Here is a 19,108-nt window from a genome sequence, read left to right as displayed (position 1 = left end):
AATATTTTCTTAAGGCTTAAGATGAACAAATTTAGAACTTTTCCACAAATTAACACTCTTATTGAAGATGAGAGTTTAATATCCTATCCTTTTTATATCAAAGCATTTTTTTGTAAAAAAGTTGTCGCAAAACTAAAAGAAAATTTTTCCCAAGATGAAATTTCTAAAGATAAACTACTTTTAGAAATCAAAAAAGAAATCAAAACTTTTTATCGCAAAGATTTACAAAGTGTGATTAATGCAAGCGGAGTGGTTATACACACAAACCTTGGCAGAAGTGTAATCCATGAAGAACTTTATGAAGCGTGTAAAGATATAATTTGTAATTATTCTAATGTAGAGTTTGATTTAGAAAATGGAAAAAGAGGCTCTCGCTATGCTTTGGTACTAGAAAAACTTAAAATGCTTTTTGAATGTGAAGATGCTTTAGTGGTCAATAACAACGCTGCAGCAGTTTTTTTAGTACTTAATTCTCTTTGTTATGATAAAGAAGTCATAAGCTCAAGAGGAGAACTTGTAGAAATTGGCGGAAGTTTTCGTGTGCCTGAAGTGATAAAAGCTGCAGGTGTAAAGCTTTGCGAAGTTGGAACTAGTAACAAAACACACTTAAAAGACTATGAACAAGCCATCAGTGAAAATACCGCTCTAATTTTAAAAACCCATAAGTCTAATTTCGCTCTTATGGGTTTTCACAGTGAAGTAAATATAAAAGATCTACATGAACTAGCAAAAGAAAAAGGGCTTTTGAGTTATTATGATCTAGGTTCTGGTTGGTGTGAAAATTTAAATGAAAAGCTGATTAAAAATGAACCTAAAATCAGAAAACTCGTGCAAGAATGCGATATTTTAAGTTTTAGCGGAGATAAACTTTTTGGCAGCGTACAAGCGGGCATTATACTTGGAAAAAAAGAACTCATAGAAAAACTTAAACAAAATCAACTTTTAAGAATGCTAAGAGTGGATAAATTAACCCTATCTTTTTTAAACGAAAGCTTAAAAGCTTATTTACAAAAAGATTATGAAAAAATTATTACCTTAAAACTTTTAAATGATGACTTATCCTTTATAGAGAAAAAAGCTTTAAGAGTGCAAAAAGAATTAAAATTTCAAACCCAACTTAAAAAAAGCAAAAGTTTAGTAGGAGGAGGTTCTATGCCTGATAAAAGTTTAGATACTTATATACTAACTTTTCAAGGAGATGCTTTAAAACTACAAACTCGATTTAGAAAAGAAAATATCATAGGACGCATTGAAAATGATGAATTTGTTCTTGATTTTAGAACTATACGAGAAAATGAACTTCAAAAACTTATTCTTACAATCAATCAAATGGAAAACTTATGAAATCTGTTATTATAGGAACCGCAGGACATATTGATCATGGAAAAACTTCACTCATTAAAGCTTTAAATGGTTTTGAAGGCGATAGTTTAAAAGAAGAACAAGAAAGACAAATCACCATTAATTTAAGTTTTTCAAATCTTAAATTAAAAGATAAAAACATTTCTTTTATCGATGTTCCAGGGCATAAAGATTTGGTTAAAACTATGGTAAGTGGAGCTTTTGGCTTTAGTGTTTGTTTATTTGTCGTAGATATTAACAAGGGTTTAAAAGAACAAAGTTTAGAACATTTAGAAATTTTAAAAATTCTTGATATTAAAAATATCATTTTAGTACTTAGCAAATGCGATCTTTGTGAAAATATAGAGCAAAAAAGTGTAGAAATTTTAGAAGAGTTAAAAAATTTAGATTATCCCATTTTAAAAGTATTTCACACCAGTATAAAAAATAATCAAGGCATAGAAGAATTAAAAAATTATCTTTATACCATAGAAAACAAAGAAAACGATGAAGAACTGATTTTTCATTATTATATCGATAGAGTTTTTTCTCTAAAAGGCATAGGAACTGTCGTTACAGGCAGTCTTAATGAAGGAAGCATCACTTTAAATGAAAAAATCATCTGTTTAGACACTCAAAAAGAACTCATTGTTAAAAATATACAAAACCACGATACTAATCTAGAACAAATCAAAGCTTGTAACCGTGTGGCTTTGAGTTTAAATTGTGATTATAAAGAGTTGAAAAAAGGTTATTTACTAAGTAAAAAAGGTTATTTTAAAGCCTTTAAAGAATGCGATGCTTTAGTTAGAGCAAAAAATTTACAAAATAGCAAAATGATTTTTTGTGTGGGTTCAAGACAAATAGAATGCAAAATAAATATATTAAAAAAACTAGAAAATGATGAATTTTTTGTACATTTTAGTTTTGATAAAAATGTATTTTTAAGTTTTGATGAGGCTTTTATTTTATTGCAAAACAATCGTGTTATAGGCGGTGGTAAGGTTTTAAATCCTTTAAGTGAACCTTTAAAAAAAGAACAAAAAAATAAATTTTTAATGTTTTTGAAAAATAAAGATTTTAAAGCGGCTTTTTCTTTCTTAAAAGACGCACATAAATATGGTTTTGGTTTGCTTTCAAGCTATCAAAGATTTAAACTCTCTCATCAAAAAGCATTGAAATTAGCAAAAAAATTAAATCAAGTATTTGTTGATGAAAAAAATCTTAATGTATATCATTTACAAAGTCTAGAAGAAATTAAAAATTTCATCAAATTCATACTTGAAAAAAATCCTTATGCCATGCTTTCAGCACATTCTTTAGCTTTAAGGATTACTTGGGCAAGTGAAAATTTTTGCGAACTCGGGCTTAAAGAGATGTCAAATTTATTGGATTTTCAAAATGGAATTTATTTTAAAAAAGGCATAGATTTTGAAAAACTTCAAGAAAAAAATAATAATCAATTATATGAAATTTTAAAAAAACAAGGTATTAAACCCGAAGCTCCTTATAATCTTTATGATTTTTTAGAACTTGACAGAAAAAGCGGAGATAATATACTCAAAAAACTTACCCAAAAAGGTTTGGTTGTAAGACTTTCACACAATCTTTTTATAGAAAAACAAGCTCTTGAAAAACTTATGCAAGAATGTTTAAATTTATTAAAAAATCAAAGTCTTGATGTGCAAAGTATGAAAGAATATTTTAATCTTTCAAGAAAATATGCTATTGCTTATTTAGAATACTTAGACAAATTTCCTCAAGTAAGCAAAGAAGCTGAAAAAAGATTTTTAACAAGCATTTAGAAAATCATTATAGAATTAAACATAATTTATTTAAAGGATTTATAAACTATGAAAAAATTAAGTTTAATTCTTGCCTGTTCAGCATCTTTGTTTGCTGCAAGTAATTCAGAAATTAGTGATTTTTATTCAAAAAGCATTAAAGCACAATTTCCAAATGCTACCGTTAGTGTATCAAATCGTCAAAAGGTTGGTAATACGGGTTTTGAAAGTGTTATTGTAAGCGTTGAATTAAATGGACAAAAACAAGAAAACATTCTTTTTACAAAAGATAGTCTTATTACCCCTGATCTTATCGACTTGAAAACGGGAATTTCTTATGCTCAAGAATATGAAATGAAAAAATTTCAAGAAGCAAGAGAAAATTTTACAAAAAATGCTAAAGCTGTAGCACAAAAAGAAACCATGGTAATAGCTTTGGGAGATAAAAATAAACCTGCAATTTATGTTTTTTCAGATCCTGAATGCCCTTATTGTAGAGAACTTTTAGCTCAAATTGATGATGAACTTAAAAACTATCAAGTTAATTATATTTTAACTCCGGTACATGGAAAATCTGCTTTTGAAAAATCCGCTCTAATCTACAAAGAAGCAAAAAAAGCAAAAAATGATAAAGAAAAAATCGCAATTTTAAACAAATACTATGATGCAAATATCAAAAATTATCCAAAAGTAAGTGATGCAGAATTAAAAGAAGTTTTTTCCTTATATGAAAAATATCGCTCATTAGGTCTTAGCGCTACTCCAACTATTATTAAATAAACCTAATGTCTAAATTTGCTTTAATTTTAAGCTTTTTTATAGCACTCTTTATGAGTGCTTGCACCGATGCAACTTTCATACAAAGCTTTATTCAAACAAGCAATGAAGGCATTTTTATCAGATCACAAAAACAACAAAGTTTTAAAATTTCCTTTCAAAATCCTAGTCAACTTCAAACTACTTTGGATAGAGATTTGGCTTTAAAACTTAAAAATTTAGGCTTAAAAGAAGTAAAAGAGAATGCAGATTATGAAATTTTAATCAATCTTGTAGATATGAAAAAGCATTCTTATGCTCAAAAAATCACAACTTCAGCAAGATTTTTTTATGATTTTGATCCTTTGGAAAGTGATGGAGAATGGATGGTAGAAAACTACTATACTATGCAAGTTAATTTACAAATCAACTCTAAAAATCACAATTCTCAAAAAACAAGTCTTCTTGCAAGAACAGCTTATCTTGGAAACAAAGAACGCTGTCAATTATCTTTAGAAAATAAAATTATAAATCAAATAGTGAGTTTTTTTTATTTTTAAGAAAAGACAATCAAGAGTATAAAAACTCTTGATTTTAAGAATTATTAAGCAAAATAAGGTTTGATTTGTTCTACCCAAGCATCAATTCTTGATTCAGTTTGATCTTCTTGATTATCATTGTCAAGAGCAAGTCCAACAAATTTACCATCTACAACCGCATCGCTTGCTTCAAATGTATAACCATCAGTTGAAACTTCTCCTACCAAATTTGCACCTGCATCTTTTAAATTTTGAGCTAATTTACCCATGCCACCACAAAAAGTGTCAGAATAACTTTCACTATCACCCATACCAAATACAGCTACAGTTTTTCCACCAAGACTAAGCCCTGAAAAATCAAAACCATCCCAATCATCTTGCAAATCACCACTTCCCCAAGTTGAAGTTCCACAAATTAATTTATCGTAAGAATTCATTTTAGCTGCATCAATATCTGAGATATTAAAAACATCGCTAATTCCAAGTTTTGAAGCAATTGTATTAGCCGCTCCTTCTGTATTTCCCATAGCACTACCATAGATTACTGCTACTGACATTATTTTCTCCTTATAATTTGATTTGATATTTTATACGGAACTAATTTTAACATAGTTTTGTTTAAATCATACAAAAAATGTTTTATTTCAATAAAATGTGTGAAATGTTTGTTACGCGGACAAACAATATAAAATTTTTCAAAATTGTTTTCTTTTATTAAATTCAATAATCCATGAATTTCATTTTTAATTTTTAAATTATGTGTATTAATCTCTTTGCAAAGTGGCAAAATTGCAAATTTCTTATCTATTATAATAAGATCACCATCTTGATCGATATTTTTTCCATTATTTTGAAAAGAAACCTTATCATAAACATAAGAGCTAAATAAAATTTGTGCATCAAAACAAATGCCATAAAGATAAATTCTTAAAAGTCTTAAAAGATCGATATTCTTAGATATTTTAGTATTAAAAATTAAGCTTTTTCTTTTTTGAAAGTAAAAAGCGTATGCATTAAGCTTGATATTTATATTTTGAATCTTACCAAATGAAACATGCATTATATCATGTAAAAAATTTCCAAATATCATTTTTAAACTCTTGGTATTTTTTGCATATAAAAGAGGAATTTTTAGAGCGCTATCAACGCTCGCATTATATTGAGTTAAAAAAGTCAACATAAGCTCTTGATTGTTTAAATAGCGATAAATTTGCGGTATAAATTCTTGCTTATCATCAAATCCAAATAACATCTTTAACCTTTATAGCAAGAAAATTCTTTATTAAGATTAAAAATTTTACAATATTCACAATACACACAACTTACACTTCTTTTTGCACAAACTAATGGAATTTTACGCTTTTTAGCTTCATTTTTGATTTTTTTCATAGTATTATGATTTAAAAAGCTTGTTAACATTACTATACATTCTGTATCACAAGGAATCGGCTTGCGATTAACTCTATTTTCATTACGCGCATCCCAGTGTTCTATTTTTTTAGCACCTAAATCATGTAAAACAGCTCTAATAGGAGTGATTTCATCTGCACCAATAACCAAAACTGACATAAATTCTCCTTTGTGATTTTTAAAATATATTTTGATAATTATTATTATAATATAAAAAAACTAAATTTATTTTGAAATTTATTATCAATAAAATGCAATTATTCAGTTAATTTTAATTTTTAATAGATATAATTTGCTAATTAATAAAATTTATTATTTAGGAGAAAACAATGAAAAAATTGACTAACGATTTTGGAAACATTATAGCCGATAACCAAAATTCATTAAGCGCAGGCGCAAAAGGACCTTTACTTATGCAAGATTATCTTTTGCTTGAAAAACTTGCTCATCAAAATAGAGAAAGAATTCCAGAAAGAACCGTTCATGCTAAGGGAAGTGGAGCTTATGGCGAAATAAAAATTACAGCAGACTTAAGTGCTTATACCAAAGCTAAAATTTTTCAAAAAGGCGAAGTTACTCCATTATTTTTACGCTTTTCAACAGTAGCAGGTGAAGCAGGTGCAGCAGATGCTGAACGCGATGTGAGAGGTTTTGCTATTAAATTTTACACCAAAGAAGGAAACTGGGATTTAGTAGGAAATAATACTCCAACTTTTTTTATCCGTGATGCTTATAAATTCCCTGATTTTATCCATACTCAAAAAAGAGATCCAAGAACACATTTAAGAAGCAATAATGCTGCTTGGGATTTTTGGAGTTTATGTCCTGAAAGCTTACATCAAGTAACCATTCTTATGAGTGATAGAGGAATTCCTGCAAGTTATCGTCATATGCATGGATTTGGAAGCCATACTTATAGTTTTATTAATGATAAAAATGAAAGATTTTGGGTGAAATTCCATTTTAAAACCCAACAAGGGATTAAAAATCTTACCAACCAAGAAGCTGCCGAGCTTATAGCAAAAGATAGAGAAAGTCATCAAAGAGATCTCTATAATGCTATAGAAAATAAAGATTTTCCAAAATGGAAAGTTCAAGTTCAAATTCTTGCTGAAAAAGATATAGAAAAACTTGGATTTAATCCTTTTGATTTAACAAAAATTTGGCCTCATAGTCTTGTGCCTTTGATGGATATAGGCGAAATGATTCTAAACAAAAATCCTCAAAATTATTTTAATGAAGTTGAACAAGCTGCCTTTAGTCCAAGCAATATCGTTCCTGGAATTGGCTTTAGCCCTGATAAAATGTTGCAAGCTAGAATTTTTTCATATCCTGATGCACAAAGATATAGAATAGGAACTAATTATCATCTTTTGCCCGTAAATCGTGCAAAAAGCGAAGTGAATACTTACAATGTCGCTGGTGCTATGAATTTTGATAGTTATAAAAATGATGCAGCTTATTATGAACCAAACAGCTATGATAATAGCCCAAAAGAAGACAAAAGCTATCTTGAACCTGATTTAGTCTTAGAAGGCGTAGCACAAAGATATGCTCCACTAGATAATGACTTTTATACTCAACCAAGAGCTTTATTTAATCTTATGAATGATGATCAAAAAACTCAACTTTTTCATAATATTGCCGCTTCTATGGAGGGAGTTGATGAAAAAATTATCACTAGAGCTTTAGAACATTTTGAAAAAATTTCACCTGATTATGCAAAAGGAATTAAAAAAGCTTTAGAAAAATAATTTTTACTTGCCACTTTTGGTGGCAAACTAAAGATTATAATAATTAAGGAAAAACAATGACAACTCTTAGTTTAGAAGAAGAAAAAAGATTTGAAGAGCTTTGTAAAATGGCTTTTAATTTTGCAAGAAATAATGAATATGAAAATCTTAAAATCATGATAGAAGCAGGTTTAAATGTAAATTTAAAAACTCATAAAGGCGATAGCTTGCTTATGCTTGCAGCTTATAATAATTCTTATGAAAGCGCTAAAATGCTTTTAGAAAAAGGTGCAAAAGTAGATGAAAAAAACGATCGTGGACAAACCCCATTAGCGGGAGTTTGTTTTAAAGGATACTTACCTATGTGTGAACTTTTAGTTAAATATGGAGCAAATATTGACGAAAACAATGGTTTAGGAATGACACCTTATACTTTTGCTATTATGTTTGGACGCAAAGATGTGGCAGAATTTTTACTCAAAAAATCTAAAAATAATTTTTTAAAGAAAATGAGCCTAAAAATACTAAAATTTATCAAAAAATTTTAGTTATTTTTTAAATTTCTTCAGATACCTATAAACACTAGGTTCTGAAATTTTTAAAAATTTTGCTACGATAGGAACCGCTCCTTTTATATTAAAAATACCTTTTTCATATAGCTTTTCAGCAATTTCTTCTTTTTGAGTAATACTTAATTGATAATCAGAATTTAAATAACTAGAATCTACACTTTGAACTAAAATATCCTCTATCGAGTGACTTAATGTTTCTATGCTTGAATCATTTTGAGAAAAACTAATATTTCCTAAAATATCACCCATATCTCCAATTTTTTCTAAATCAATCATCTTGCATATTAAATCTCTCATAATGCTAGTATCATGATTGATACACAAAATACCTACTAATTTATCATGATTTTTAATAAAAAAAGTAGATCCTCTAATTAATTTTGATTTTCCAACAAGAGCCTTATAATCACATAAAAAATCTTTTTCTAAATATTTTTTATTTTGTATAAGCTCACTTGCAAAAGCAGTCAAGGGAGAATCTAAACTTCTCCCACTAATGTGACTGTTAGCAATTGCTGCAATATAGGCCCCATCTTCAGTAATTACATGAAAAACTATCTCATATTGCTCACCTAAAACTTCTCCTAAAAAATATGTCAACTTTATAAATTGTTGTTTTTGTCCCTCATCCATAAAACTGCCTTCAATAAAAAATTAATACGATATTAAATTCTACTCTTTATACTTTAAAACATTTCTTAAAAATAAAATTTTATTATTATGATAATAAACTATTGACAAATTATTATTGTAGTGATAAAATGCATTCTGTTTAATCTATATTTAACAAAGGAGAATTCATGTCAAACTATCCAAAGGCCATTGGTCCATACTCAGCTTACAGAGAAGTAAATGGACTTTTATTTATATCAGGACAACTTCCTATCAACCCTGCTTCAGGAGAAATAGAAAGCTCTGATATCAAAGAACAAACCAAACAATCTTTAAAAAATATCGGTGCTATCTTGGAAGAAAATGGTATCAGTTATGATAAAGTGATTAAAACCACTTGCTTTTTAGCTGATATTAATGATTTTGTAGCATTTAATGAAATTTATGCTGAATTTTTTAAAGCTCCTTATCCAGCAAGAAGTGCTTTTGCAGTAAAAGATCTGCCAAAAAAAGCTAAAGTAGAGATAGAGATCATCGCTCAAAAAGGATAAAACATGCTAGGTATTGTTTTTTCTTTATTTAGTGTTTTTTTACTTGTTTTTATGCTTTATAAAAAAATCAATGCTCACATGGCATTGCTTTTAAGTGGTTTACTTTTACTTTCCTTAGCTGCTATTTTTGGACTTTCTCCACACATTGTCGCTAAAGGTTCTTTAAATTTAGGTTTTTTTGATATTTTTCAAGTTTTCAATCAAACCATGTCAAGTACATTAGCAGGGCTTGGACTTACACTTATGACTATAGCAGGTTTTTCTGCTTATATGGATCATGTAGGGGCTTCTTATGCACTTTTTAAAGTTTTTGAAAAACCTTTAAAAGCCGTAAAATCTCCTTATGTTTTACTCATAGTTGCTTATTTTATCGTGCAATTTTTAGTTCTTTTCATCCCTTCTCACGCAGGCTTGGCACTTTTACTTATGGTTACTATGTATCCTATACTTGTACGCTCTGGTGTTTCAAAACTTTCTGCCTTAAGTGTGATTGCGATTTGTCAATATATCGATCATGGACCTGGAAGTGGAAATGTGATCATGGCGTCAAAAGTAGCTGAAGTTGATCCTGCAATTTATTTTGTTCATTATCAACTCCCTACAACCTTGCCTATCATTATAGCTGTAGGTATTGCGATATATCTTTGCAATAAATTTTTTGATAAAAAAGATAATTTTGTCTTCAATGCACAAGAAATTGAAAAAGAACTAAATGAAAATGAAGGTAAAGAAAAAGAACTTAAAAAGCCTCCTAGAATTTATGCGATTTTACCTATAATTCCTTTGGTTTTAATCCTGGGATTTAGTTCCGTGCTTGATAGCATCTTAGTTTTAATGGGAATAAGTAGTGCTGAAGAAGTTAAAGCAGCTGCTAGCACTGCCATTAAAATGAATGTTCCAGTAGCAATGGTGATTTCAACTTTTGTGGCTATTATTTTTGAAATGATACGCTATAAAAGTATAGTAGAAACTCTTAATTCTATTATGATTTTCTTTAAAGGAATGGGACATTTATTTGTTATCACAGTTTCACTCATCGTTTGTGGTCAAGTATTTGCAAGCGGTCTTTTATCTGTAGGTTTTGTAGATACTTTAATAGAATTTTGCAAAAATGCAGGATTTGGAGTTTTGGCTATTATTATCGCCGTTTCAATCTTGCTTGCAGTTTGTGCTTTCTTAATGGGTTCAGGAAATGCGGCATTTTTTAGCTTTGCTCCACTTATCCCAAATATAGCAAAACACTTTGGAGTTGAAACTATCACCATGATAGCACCAATTCAAATTATGACAGGCTTTGGAAGATGTGTTAGTCCTATTGCACCAGCGATTTTAGCTATCTCAGCTATTGCAAAAGTAAGTCCTTTTGCCGTGGTTAAAAGAACAGCTATTCCTATGCTTGTAGCGGCTATTATAAATGTTATTATGACTTATATCTATCTTTAAAAAGGAGAAAAAATGAACTCAAAAACTAAACTTATTCATTGTGGCAGAGGCGATCAAAGTGCTGAAGTAAGATCAGTTAATCCTACACTTATGCGTGCATCAACCATACTTTTTAAAGATCACGCAACTTGGCAAAAATACAGAGAATTAAGAAAAACAGATCGTGTTTTAAGCTATGGGGCTAGAGGAACAACAATCAATTTTGAACTTGAAAAACTTATTTGCACTCTAGAGGGTGGCTATAGAGCACAACTTTTCCCAACAGGACTTGCAGCATTAGCTATGGTACTTTTAAATTATGCAAGCAAAGATGCACATTTTTTAATCACCGATGCAATTTATGGGCCTGTAAGAACGATTTGCGAATTATTTTTAGACAAAATGGGAGTTGAAATTGATTTTTTAAAAGCTGATGCAAGTGATGTAGAAGAAAAAATCAAACCTAATACCAAGCTTATCCTATGTGAAAGTCCAGGTTCTATACTTTATGAAATCATAGATTTACCAAAACTTTGCAAAATTGCCCATGCGCATAATATCCCTGTAGCTATTGACAATACTTATTCTAGTGGATATTTTCTAAATCCTTTAGAACTTGGAGTGGATATTTCAGTTATCGCCGCTACAAAATATCTTAGCGGACACTCTGATGTAACCATGGGTATAGTAGTAATCAACGAAAAAGAATGGAAAAATTTTGACAAACTTCCAGAAGCTTTAGGCTTTACAACAAGTCCTGATGATGCTTACTTAGTACTTCGTGGTATGAGAACACTAGATGTAAGAATGAAAGCCCATGAAAAAAGTGCTGATGAAATTGTAGAGTTTTTACAAAGCAGAAAAGAAATTAAAACAATTTTCTATCCAAAACTCAAATCCCACCCAAATCATGAAATTTTCATGCGTGATCATAAAGGTGCAAATGGTATGATTACCATAGAATTTGCAAAAGGTTATAGCAAAGATGATGCTATTAAATTTGTAGATAAACTAGAATACTTTTCAATTGGCGCTAGCTGGGGTGGATATGAAAGCTTAGCCACCGTAACTACTCCACCTAGAACTGCAACAGATTGGAGTGCAAGAGGACCATTTGTAAGATTTCATATAGGTCTTGAAGATACTAAAGATTTAATTGCTGATTTAACACAAGCTTTTGATAGTATTAAAAAATAAGGAGATAAGATGACAGGAATTAGTGTATTTGATCATAGATTACTAGCAGACTCATGGAGCACGCAGGAAATGCGTGCTATTTTTTGCGAACAAAACCGCATACAAAAATGGCTCGATGTTGAAGCAGCTTTAGCAAAAGCACAAGCAAAACTTAAAATTATCCCTAAAAAAGCAGCTGATGAGATCGCAAAAAAAGCTCATTATAAATTTATGGATATGGACTTTATCTTTGCTGAATTTAAAAAGACCAAACACCCTTTAGTTCCTACTGTAAGAGGATTAGAAAAAGCTTGCGATAATAATTTAGGCGAATATGTACATTTTGGAGTAACCACTCAAGATATCATCGATACAGGACTGGTTTTGCAATTTAAAGAAGCAATGACTCTTATAAAAAGCGAATTAAAAGCTATCGCAAAAGCCTTAGCGAAACTAGCTAAAACCCATAAAAACACCGCTATGATGGGAAGAACTTTAGCACTTCAGGCTTTGCCTATTACTTTTGGACATAAAGTGGCTATTTGGTTAAGCGAACTTGAGCGTCATTTTGAAAGAATACTTGAGCTTGAAAAAAGACTTTATGTAGGTAGTATAGTAGGTGCTGTAGGAACCAAAGCGAGTTTAAGTGATGAGTGCAATGAGGTAGAAAAACTCACTTTAGAAAATTTAGGACTTGATGTGCCTAATATTTCTTGGCAACCTGCACGTGATCGCTTTATAGAGCTTGGTTTTGTGCTAGGTAATATCAACGCAACCTTTAACAAAATCGCTCATGAAATTTTAATCCTTTCGCATAATGAAATTGATGAAGTTGCTGAACCTTTTGGCAAAGGACAAGTAGGATCAAGCACTATGCCACACAAAAGAAATCCTGCAGTAAGCGAAAATGCAGTTACAGTAAGCAATGCCTTTAAAGCAAATTTAGCCATTTTAAGCGATATTGAAAGACATGAACATGAAAGAGATGGTCAAGTTTGGAAAATGGAATGGAAGCTTTTACCTGAAATGTTTTTAATGCTTTCTGTGGTTTTAGCAAATATGAAATTCGCTCTTAGCGATTTAGAAGTAAAAAAAGATAAAATGCTTAAAAATTTAAATACTCTTAATGGTTTTGTTTTAGCCGAGCGTGTTATGTTTGCATTAAGCGATCATTATGGAAAACAACATGCCCATGAAATTGTTTATGAAAATGCTATGCTAGGTATAGAAAAACAAAAAACTTTTAAAGAAGTTTTACTTGCAGATAAAAGAGTATCTAAGGTATTGAAAGAAAAAGAAATTGATGCTTTACTTGATGCAACAACCTATGTAGGATATGCACCAAAACTTGTAGATGAATTTTTAGCAAAAATCAAAAATAGCGCTATCTTAAAATAGGAAAAATCATGTTCTATAGTGAAATTTTAGCGGATTTTATTTTCAATCTTAAATATGAAAATATCCCTAATACAGTTGTTCAAAGGGCTAAAGAGCTTATGCTTGATAGCCTTGGAACAGCTATAGCAGCAAGCAAAGAAGAATGTGTTTTAAATGCTTTTAAAGCTTTTGAAAATTTAAGCACAGAAAAAAATACTCCTATTTGGGTAAATGATCAAAAATTAGATCCTATATATGCAGCTATGCTAGATGGCATTGCTTCTCATGCATTAGATTTTGATGATACGCATACAGAAGCGATTTTGCATGCAAGTGCGATTTTAACTCCACTTTGTTTAAGTTATGGTTTTCATGTTAGCAAAGATGCGAAAAAAATCATCAAAGCTTTTATAATAGGCTGGGAAATTGCAGCTAGAGTAGGCATTGCAAGCAAAGGCACTTTTCATAAGCGTGGTTTTCATACTACTGCTATTGCAGGAATTTTTGGAAGCGTGAGCGCAAGTGCAATCTTACTAGATCTTAACAAAGAACAAATCATCAATGCTTTAGGACTTGCAGGAAGTTTTGCAAGTGGGATTAATGAGTTTTTATCCAATGGATCTAATTCAAAAGTTTTACATATTGCCAATACTGTTAAAAACGGCATTATGGTAGCTCATTTTGCCAAAAACAATATGAGTGGGCCTTTGAGTATTTTTGAAGGTAGGGATAATATCTTTAAATGTTTTGGCATAGAAGAAGAATGCGATAAAACAGAACTTAGCAAAGCCTTGGGAGAAATTTGGCAAACTATGCAAGTTTCAATCAAGCCTTATCCAAGTTGTCATTTTGCTCATGGGCTTATTGATTGTGCTATTGCTTTAAAAAATGATGGTTTAAAAGCTGATGAAATTAAAAGTATTCATTGTTTTGTAGATGAAGTTCCTATTTCTTTTATCTGCGATCCTTTGGAAGCAAAATACACTCCAAATAGTGCTTATGAAGCTAAATTTTCCATGCCTTTTTTAATGGCTCTTGGATTCTTTGATGGTAAAATCACTCTTGAATCTTATAAAAATTTAAAGCGTGAAGAAGTACTAGAATTTGCTAAAAAAATCAGTTACGAAAAAAGGAAATCTCAAGGCTTTCCAAAATATTTTCCAGGGCATTTAGAAGCCAGTTTGCAAGATGGACGCATAATCCAAAAAGATGTTTTTATCAATAAAGGTAATTTTGATAATCCACTAAGTTTTGAAGAATTAAAAGCTAAATTTTTAGCCAATGCACAAATTTACCTTGATAATGCTAAAGCTAACAAAATTCTAGATCAAATCATCAATCTAGAAAATTTAAACCACTTTTCTTTTTAAATATTTATCCTTCTTTTTACAAGAAGGATAATTTCATTACACTTTTTTATTATAATATTTATTATTAATTTAGGAATTACAATGACTTTAAACGAGTTAAAAGATGGACAAAAGGCTATTATTGTCAATTTAAACGCTCACAAAGAACTCAAAAATAGACTTTTAAGCTTTGGATTTATTAAAAATAAAAACTTGAAAAAAATTCACTCCTCTTTAAAAAATGCCACCATAATGGTAGAACTTGATACAAGTTGTGTTATCCTAAGATCTGATGAAGCTAAAACCATAGAAGTGAATCTTATATGAAAAAAATCAAAATAGCCCTTGTAGGTCAGCCTAATGTAGGCAAAAGTCTTCTTATTAATGCGCTTTGCAAAGCCAATATGAAAGTAGGAAATTTTAGCGGAGTTACTATAGAAAAAGCAAGTGCAAAAACTTTTTACAAAAACTATGAATTTGAAGTCATTGATTTACCAGGAACTTATTCTTTAGATGGATATAGCGAAGAAGAAAAAATCACACGTCATTTTTTAAATCAAAATGACTATGATGTTATTGTTAATGTTTTAGATGCTACTAATTTAGAACGCAATCTTATCCTTAGTGCAGAACTTTTAAGCCTTAATAAAAAAATGCTTTTAGCTTTAAATATGTGCGATGAAGCCAAAAAAGAAGGTATAGAGCTTGACACTTCTATTTTAAGCCAAGAATTTCAAAGTCAAGTTGTTGAAATTTCAGCAAAAACAAAAGAAAATTTAGAACTTTTGCTGCAAAAAATTATTATTTTATTTGAAAGTAAATTTATTCCAAGATCTCAATTTTACACTCCGCTTTGCGAAAAAACTCCAGAAAAAGAAGATTTATTATATTTTATTAATGAACTTTCAAAAAAAATTATCACACATAAAAAAGAAGAGAGAAATTTAACCAAAAAAATCGATGCCTTACTTATCCATAAATTCTTTGGCTTACCTATATTTTTATTTTTAATGTGGCTTTTATTTCAACTCACCTTTAGCTTAGGACAAATTCCTATGGATTATATAGAATCAGGCTTTAATGCCTTAGGTGAATTTGTTAAAAACAATATTTCTAATACCTTCATCGCTTCAGCTTTGGCTGATGGGATTATCGCAGGTGTTGGTGCTGTGATACTTTTTTTGCCTAATATAATGATTTTATTTTTAGGCATAGCTCTTTTAGAAACCACAGGCTATATGTCAAGAGTAGCTTTTTTACTTGATGGGATTTTACATAAATTTGGTTTACATGGCAAAAGTTTTATTCCACTAATCACTGGTTTTGGTTGTTCAGTACCTGCTTTTATGGCTACACGCACTCTTAAGAACAAAAGAGATAGACTTTTAACTCTTTTTGTGATCAATTTTATGAGTTGCGGGGCAAGACTTCCTGTATATGTGCTTTTTATCGGCGCTTTTTTTCCAAGTGAAAAAGCAGGAAATTATCTTTTTGGAATTTATATTTTAGGTGCGATTTTAGGACTTTGTGCTGCAAAATTTTTAAGAATGACAGCATTTCGTGGACTTGATGAACCTTTTGTTATGGAAATGCCAAAATATCGTATGCCAAATTGGCATTTAGTTTGGTTTATGGTTTATAATAAAGCCAAAATGTATCTTAAAAAAGCAGGAACTTTCATACTTTTGGCCTCTTTGCTCATATGGTTTGCTAGTAATTTTCCAAAAAGTGAAGAAAATTTAAATGATTTTAATGCTCAAGAAAGAGCTATAGAACAAAGTTATTTAGGACAATTTGGCAAAGGCATAGAACCTATTTTTAAACCCCTTGAGTTAGATTGGAAATTAAGTGTATCTTTAATCAGTGGTTTGGCTGCTAAAGAAGTAATGATTTCAACTATGGGAGTACTTTATTCACTAGGAAAAGATGTAGATGAAACAAATAATGATTTAAAAGGAATTATCGCTAAAAACATACCTATACCAAGTGCAGTGGCTTTTATTTTATTTGTAATGATTTATAATCCCTGCTTTGCAGCAACTATAGTTTTTTCAAAAGAAAGTGGAAAGCTAAAATATACTCTCTTTCTCTTTCTTTTTACCTGCACAAGTGCTTATATAGTAGCTTTTATAGGACTTCATATTGCTAAAATTTTATTAAACTAACTTGCTTTTAATGATGAAATTTTAATAATATTATCTTCAAAAGCTTTTAAAATACTATAAGCAATACCTTCAAAATCAAGCCCACCGCAAAGATAGATTAAAGTCATACGAAAAGATTTACTCACATCAAGCTTTGGTTTTTCAGCGTTCATATTCAACTTAAAATCATAAGGACTTGCATGTTTAAAAGCGTAATTTTTTGCCGCAATTAAAAAATCATTCTTATCTTTTAAAAACTCGCCTTTAACCAAAATAAAGCTTATCTCAAGATATTTCCAAAAATCTTTTGAAGGCATAGGATTTTCATCAAAATTTTGTTCTATAAAAGCATAGTTTTTTTCAAAAGATTTTTTATAATTTTCTACAAGCAAAGCACCTAATTTATTTTTAGCTATATTTTGTAAAATAAGTTTTATATTGCTTTCAAATTCAAAATCTATTTGTTCTAAAATTTTAATTTGCTCTTCTAGAAAAAATTCTTGTTTTAACTCTTCATTACAAAGTTTAGCGTAAGAAAAAATATTTGCCATAGGCTTTTCATAATTCCCAAACTCATCCCAAAAATTTTTCTCACTACAGGCTATACAACCATGTCCTGCGGCCACTGGCCAAGAAGTTTTAGCATTGAATTTCACTTTAGGACAGTTGTTGTAAGTATAAGGTCCTTTACAACCTACCTTAAATAAACAAGCTCCATTCTTTGCAGCCTCATCGTCAAAATGTTCAGCAAAAATCCCACTTTCAAATTTTGCCTTTCTTTCACACATATCATGCAAACATTTACCATAAGCCCACACAGGACGATTTTGCTCATCAAGTTCAGGTAAAACTCCAAATAAAGCAAAAAAACTTAAAGTCGCAATGATATTTACATCACTTGGAGGACAACCTGGGATATTTACTACTTTTTGACTTAAGACTTCACTAATACCACAGGTTTTACTAGGATTTGGATAAGCAGCTTGAATACCACCATAACTTGAACAAGTACCCACTGCAAAGATAGCCTTGGCTTTAGCGGCTAGTTTTTCTAAAATTTCATAGCCACTCTCTCCTTGTGCTCCTATAGTAAGAAAAAAGGTATCAATGGCTGCAACACCACCTTCAACCGCTAAAATAAAATCTTCTTCTAAAACATGCTCTAAAAGCTCTTCAGCTTTAGTGCCATTTGCTGCCATTAAAGTTTCATGATATTCTAAAGAAAAAAAATCAAAAATAAGCTCATCAAAACTTGGCAACTCAGAACGCAACAAACTCTCACTACACCCTGTACATTCACAAAGATGAAGCCATACTAACTTTGTTTTAGGTGCGATTTGAAAAAATCTTTGAGCAAGAGCTGGAATTTCATTGCCTAAAGATAAATGCTTAGCAAGAATTTTTACACTTTCTTCATTGACAACCTTATCCTCTTTTAAAATGGAATTTTCAAGTTTTTTAATGCGACCTTCAAGTATATTTTTTAATTCTTCATTGCTAAGCTTTGTCATTTTTTATCCTTTTTGATTATCCCAACAAAGAACAGTTTGCCCTTCTTCATTTTTTTCAACATCACCCATACCCATGATGTTATATCCTGCATCGACATAATGTATTTCACCTGTAACACCATTTGCTAAATCGCTAAGTAAATACATAGCCGAATTTCCTACATCTTCTATACTAACATTGCGTTTTAAAGGAGAATTGATTTCATTGTATTTTAAAATCATTCTAAAATCCCCTATTCCACTTGCTGCTAAAGTTTTAATAGGACCTGCTGAAATAGCATTAACACGGATTCCTTTTACCCCTAAATCTCTTGCCAAATAACGCACAGAACTTTCAAGTGCAGCTTTTGCTACACCCATAACATTATAATGAGGCACATATTTAACCCCTCCAAGATAACTTAAAGTCAAAATCGAACCCTTATCTTTTAAAATAGGTAAAACCGCACGTGTTAAAGAAAGTAAAGAATACACAGAAGTTTGCATAGCTATATCAAAAGCTTCTTTTGAAGTTTCTAAAAAAGAATTTTCTAAAGCTTCTTTTGGAGCAAAAGCAACCGCATGCACTACAAAATCAATCTCACCTAAATCTTTTTTGATTTTTTCAGCGATAGAATCTAAATGCTCATTATTGTTTACATCAAGCTCATAAACAAAATTAGAATTAAACTCTTGTGCTATAGGTTCTACGCGTTTTTTTAAAGCATCATTTAAAAAAGTAAAAGCAAGCTCGGCTCCTTGAACAAAACATGCTTTTGCTATGCCATAAGCGATAGATTTATTATTTGCAACCCCTACAATAAGGCCTTTTTTACCCTTCATAATCATCTT

At 30.3% G+C, this 19,108-nt stretch carries 19 protein-coding genes; 13 read left to right on the top strand and 6 right to left on the bottom strand.

Annotation, left to right across the window (positions count from 1 at the left end):
* The first annotated feature begins 21 nt into the window (after positions 1-21).
* The 4 genes from selA to ELQ07_RS05860 are packed head-to-tail and all read left to right on the top strand — an operon-like array spanning position 22 to position 4,441.
* Positions 22-1,344: an L-seryl-tRNA(Sec) selenium transferase gene (gene selA / locus ELQ07_RS05875; protein ID WP_070316844.1), complete on the top strand. Its 1,323-nt coding sequence runs from the start codon at positions 22-24 to the stop codon at positions 1,342-1,344.
* Positions 1,341-3,146: a selenocysteine-specific translation elongation factor gene (gene selB, locus ELQ07_RS05870; RefSeq protein WP_070316843.1), complete on the top strand. Its 1,806-nt coding sequence runs from the start codon at positions 1,341-1,343 to the stop codon at positions 3,144-3,146. The genes selA and selB overlap by 4 nt, the downstream gene beginning before the upstream one ends.
* 48 nt (positions 3,147-3,194) lie before the next feature.
* Complete coding sequence (locus ELQ07_RS05865; protein ID WP_070316842.1) at positions 3,195-3,905, top strand: DsbA family protein; 711 nt, start codon at positions 3,195-3,197, stop codon at positions 3,903-3,905.
* A gap of 5 nt (positions 3,906-3,910) precedes the next feature.
* Complete coding sequence (locus ELQ07_RS05860) at positions 3,911-4,441, top strand: hypothetical protein (protein ID WP_070316841.1); 531 nt, start codon at positions 3,911-3,913, stop codon at positions 4,439-4,441.
* Between the two features lie 44 nt (positions 4,442-4,485).
* Here ELQ07_RS05860 and fldA read toward each other — a convergent pair whose 3' ends face one another.
* Genes fldA through ELQ07_RS05845 form a run of 3 tightly spaced genes read right to left on the bottom strand, consistent with a single transcriptional unit; the run spans position 4,486 to position 5,989 of the window.
* A complete protein-coding gene (fldA, locus tag ELQ07_RS05855) occupies positions 4,486-4,977 on the bottom strand; it encodes a flavodoxin FldA (protein WP_002855629.1) in 492 nt (163 codons plus the stop codon).
* A complete protein-coding gene (locus ELQ07_RS05850; protein ID WP_070316840.1) occupies positions 4,977-5,672 on the bottom strand; it encodes a hypothetical protein in 696 nt (231 codons plus the stop codon). Before ELQ07_RS05850 ends, fldA begins: the two co-directional genes overlap by 1 nt.
* A 2-nt stretch (positions 5,673-5,674) precedes the next feature.
* The gene (locus ELQ07_RS05845; RefSeq protein ID WP_002855637.1) at positions 5,675-5,989 is read right to left on the bottom strand and encodes a DUF2325 domain-containing protein; all 315 of its coding nucleotides are present in this window, start codon (positions 5,987-5,989) and stop codon (positions 5,675-5,677) included.
* 170 nt (positions 5,990-6,159) lie between these two features.
* Here ELQ07_RS05845 and ELQ07_RS05840 point away from each other — a divergent pair, with 170 nt between their 5' ends.
* Positions 6,160-7,584 carry a catalase gene (locus tag ELQ07_RS05840; protein WP_002936345.1) on the top strand — a complete coding sequence of 475 codons (1,425 nt, stop codon included), beginning with the start codon at positions 6,160-6,162 and terminating at the stop codon, positions 7,582-7,584.
* A gap of 56 nt (positions 7,585-7,640) precedes the next feature.
* Positions 7,641-8,111 carry a Cj1386 family hemin-binding protein gene (locus tag ELQ07_RS05835; RefSeq protein WP_002855628.1) on the top strand — a complete coding sequence of 157 codons (471 nt, stop codon included), beginning with the start codon at positions 7,641-7,643 and terminating at the stop codon, positions 8,109-8,111.
* Here the strand turns inward: ELQ07_RS05835 and ELQ07_RS05830 are convergent, their stop codons facing one another.
* Positions 8,112-8,768, bottom strand: a complete 657-nt coding sequence (locus ELQ07_RS05830) for a transcriptional regulator (protein WP_052777901.1) — start codon at positions 8,766-8,768, stop codon at positions 8,112-8,114.
* A 167-nt stretch (positions 8,769-8,935) separates the two neighbouring features.
* Here ELQ07_RS05830 and ELQ07_RS05825 point away from each other — a divergent pair, with 167 nt between their 5' ends.
* The 7 genes from ELQ07_RS05825 (at position 8,936) to feoB (ending at position 16,787) form a co-directional block, all read left to right on the top strand.
* Positions 8,936-9,298, top strand: coding sequence for a RidA family protein (locus tag ELQ07_RS05825; protein WP_002852401.1), 363 nt, complete (start codon positions 8,936-8,938; stop codon positions 9,296-9,298).
* Positions 9,299-9,301: 3 nt separating this feature from the next.
* Positions 9,302-10,741: a C4-dicarboxylate transporter DcuC gene (gene dcuC / locus ELQ07_RS05820; RefSeq protein ID WP_134224868.1), complete on the top strand. Its 1,440-nt coding sequence runs from the start codon at positions 9,302-9,304 to the stop codon at positions 10,739-10,741.
* A 12-nt stretch (positions 10,742-10,753) separates the two neighbouring features.
* Entirely contained in the window at positions 10,754-11,917 is a 1,164-nt protein-coding gene (locus tag ELQ07_RS05815; RefSeq protein WP_052777902.1) for a PLP-dependent aspartate aminotransferase family protein, read from the top strand.
* A gap of 9 nt (positions 11,918-11,926) precedes the next feature.
* Positions 11,927-13,294 (top strand): adenylosuccinate lyase, encoded by a 1,368-nt coding sequence (gene purB, locus ELQ07_RS05810; protein ID WP_052804818.1) that lies wholly within the window; start codon positions 11,927-11,929, stop codon positions 13,292-13,294.
* A gap of 8 nt (positions 13,295-13,302) precedes the next feature.
* Positions 13,303-14,643, top strand: a complete 1,341-nt coding sequence (locus ELQ07_RS05805) for an MmgE/PrpD family protein (RefSeq protein ID WP_038817384.1) — start codon at positions 13,303-13,305, stop codon at positions 14,641-14,643.
* Positions 14,644-14,724: 81 nt separating this feature from the next.
* Positions 14,725-14,949, top strand: coding sequence for a ferrous iron transport protein A (locus ELQ07_RS05800; RefSeq protein ID WP_002779147.1), 225 nt, complete (start codon positions 14,725-14,727; stop codon positions 14,947-14,949).
* Positions 14,946-16,787, top strand: coding sequence for a ferrous iron transport protein B (feoB, locus tag ELQ07_RS05795; RefSeq protein ID WP_038817383.1), 1,842 nt, complete (start codon positions 14,946-14,948; stop codon positions 16,785-16,787). The genes ELQ07_RS05800 and feoB overlap by 4 nt, the downstream gene beginning before the upstream one ends.
* On the opposite strand, the gene ELQ07_RS05790 is transcribed toward feoB, so the two are convergent.
* Positions 16,784-18,277 carry a hydrogenase small subunit gene (locus ELQ07_RS05790; protein ID WP_038817382.1) on the bottom strand — a complete coding sequence of 498 codons (1,494 nt, stop codon included), beginning with the start codon at positions 18,275-18,277 and terminating at the stop codon, positions 16,784-16,786. The genes feoB and ELQ07_RS05790 overlap by 4 nt on opposite strands.
* A 3-nt stretch (positions 18,278-18,280) precedes the next feature.
* Positions 18,281-19,105 (bottom strand): enoyl-ACP reductase FabI, encoded by an 825-nt coding sequence (gene fabI / locus ELQ07_RS05785; RefSeq protein WP_134224867.1) that lies wholly within the window; start codon positions 19,103-19,105, stop codon positions 18,281-18,283.
* Positions 19,106-19,108: the final 3 nt, after the last annotated feature.

This window comes from Campylobacter sp. US55 (assembly GCF_004378955.1).
Taxonomy (GTDB): Bacteria; Campylobacterota; Campylobacteria; order Campylobacterales; family Campylobacteraceae; genus Campylobacter_D; species Campylobacter_D jejuni.
Note: the sequence above shows the minus strand (reverse complement) of the source record. Positions and strands in the feature narration are given on the sequence as shown.

Excerpts from the sequence above, each read along its gene's own strand:
- selA (WP_070316844.1), top strand. The coding sequence starts at position 22 with ATGAACAAATTTAGAACTTTTCCACAAATTAACACTCTTATTGAAGAT.
- selB (WP_070316843.1), top strand. The coding sequence starts at position 1,341 with ATGAAATCTGTTATTATAGGAACCGCAGGACATATTGATCATGGAAAA.
- ELQ07_RS05865 (WP_070316842.1), top strand. The coding sequence starts at position 3,195 with ATGAAAAAATTAAGTTTAATTCTTGCCTGTTCAGCATCTTTGTTTGCT.
- ELQ07_RS05860 (WP_070316841.1), top strand. The coding sequence starts at position 3,911 with ATGTCTAAATTTGCTTTAATTTTAAGCTTTTTTATAGCACTCTTTATG.
- fldA (WP_002855629.1), bottom strand. The coding sequence starts at position 4,977 with ATGTCAGTAGCAGTAATCTATGGTAGTGCTATGGGAAATACAGAAGGA.
- ELQ07_RS05850 (WP_070316840.1), bottom strand. The coding sequence starts at position 5,672 with ATGTTATTTGGATTTGATGATAAGCAAGAATTTATACCGCAAATTTAT.
- ELQ07_RS05845 (WP_002855637.1), bottom strand. The coding sequence starts at position 5,989 with ATGTCAGTTTTGGTTATTGGTGCAGATGAAATCACTCCTATTAGAGCT.
- ELQ07_RS05840 (WP_002936345.1), top strand. The coding sequence starts at position 6,160 with ATGAAAAAATTGACTAACGATTTTGGAAACATTATAGCCGATAACCAA.
- ELQ07_RS05835 (WP_002855628.1), top strand. The coding sequence starts at position 7,641 with ATGACAACTCTTAGTTTAGAAGAAGAAAAAAGATTTGAAGAGCTTTGT.
- ELQ07_RS05830 (WP_052777901.1), bottom strand. The coding sequence starts at position 8,768 with ATGGATGAGGGACAAAAACAACAATTTATAAAGTTGACATATTTTTTA.
- ELQ07_RS05825 (WP_002852401.1), top strand. The coding sequence starts at position 8,936 with ATGTCAAACTATCCAAAGGCCATTGGTCCATACTCAGCTTACAGAGAA.
- dcuC (WP_134224868.1), top strand. The coding sequence starts at position 9,302 with ATGCTAGGTATTGTTTTTTCTTTATTTAGTGTTTTTTTACTTGTTTTT.
- ELQ07_RS05815 (WP_052777902.1), top strand. The coding sequence starts at position 10,754 with ATGAACTCAAAAACTAAACTTATTCATTGTGGCAGAGGCGATCAAAGT.
- purB (WP_052804818.1), top strand. The coding sequence starts at position 11,927 with ATGACAGGAATTAGTGTATTTGATCATAGATTACTAGCAGACTCATGG.
- ELQ07_RS05805 (WP_038817384.1), top strand. The coding sequence starts at position 13,303 with ATGTTCTATAGTGAAATTTTAGCGGATTTTATTTTCAATCTTAAATAT.
- ELQ07_RS05800 (WP_002779147.1), top strand. The coding sequence starts at position 14,725 with ATGACTTTAAACGAGTTAAAAGATGGACAAAAGGCTATTATTGTCAAT.
- feoB (WP_038817383.1), top strand. The coding sequence starts at position 14,946 with ATGAAAAAAATCAAAATAGCCCTTGTAGGTCAGCCTAATGTAGGCAAA.
- ELQ07_RS05790 (WP_038817382.1), bottom strand. The coding sequence starts at position 18,277 with ATGACAAAGCTTAGCAATGAAGAATTAAAAAATATACTTGAAGGTCGC.
- fabI (WP_134224867.1), bottom strand. The coding sequence starts at position 19,105 with ATGATTATGAAGGGTAAAAAAGGCCTTATTGTAGGGGTTGCAAATAAT.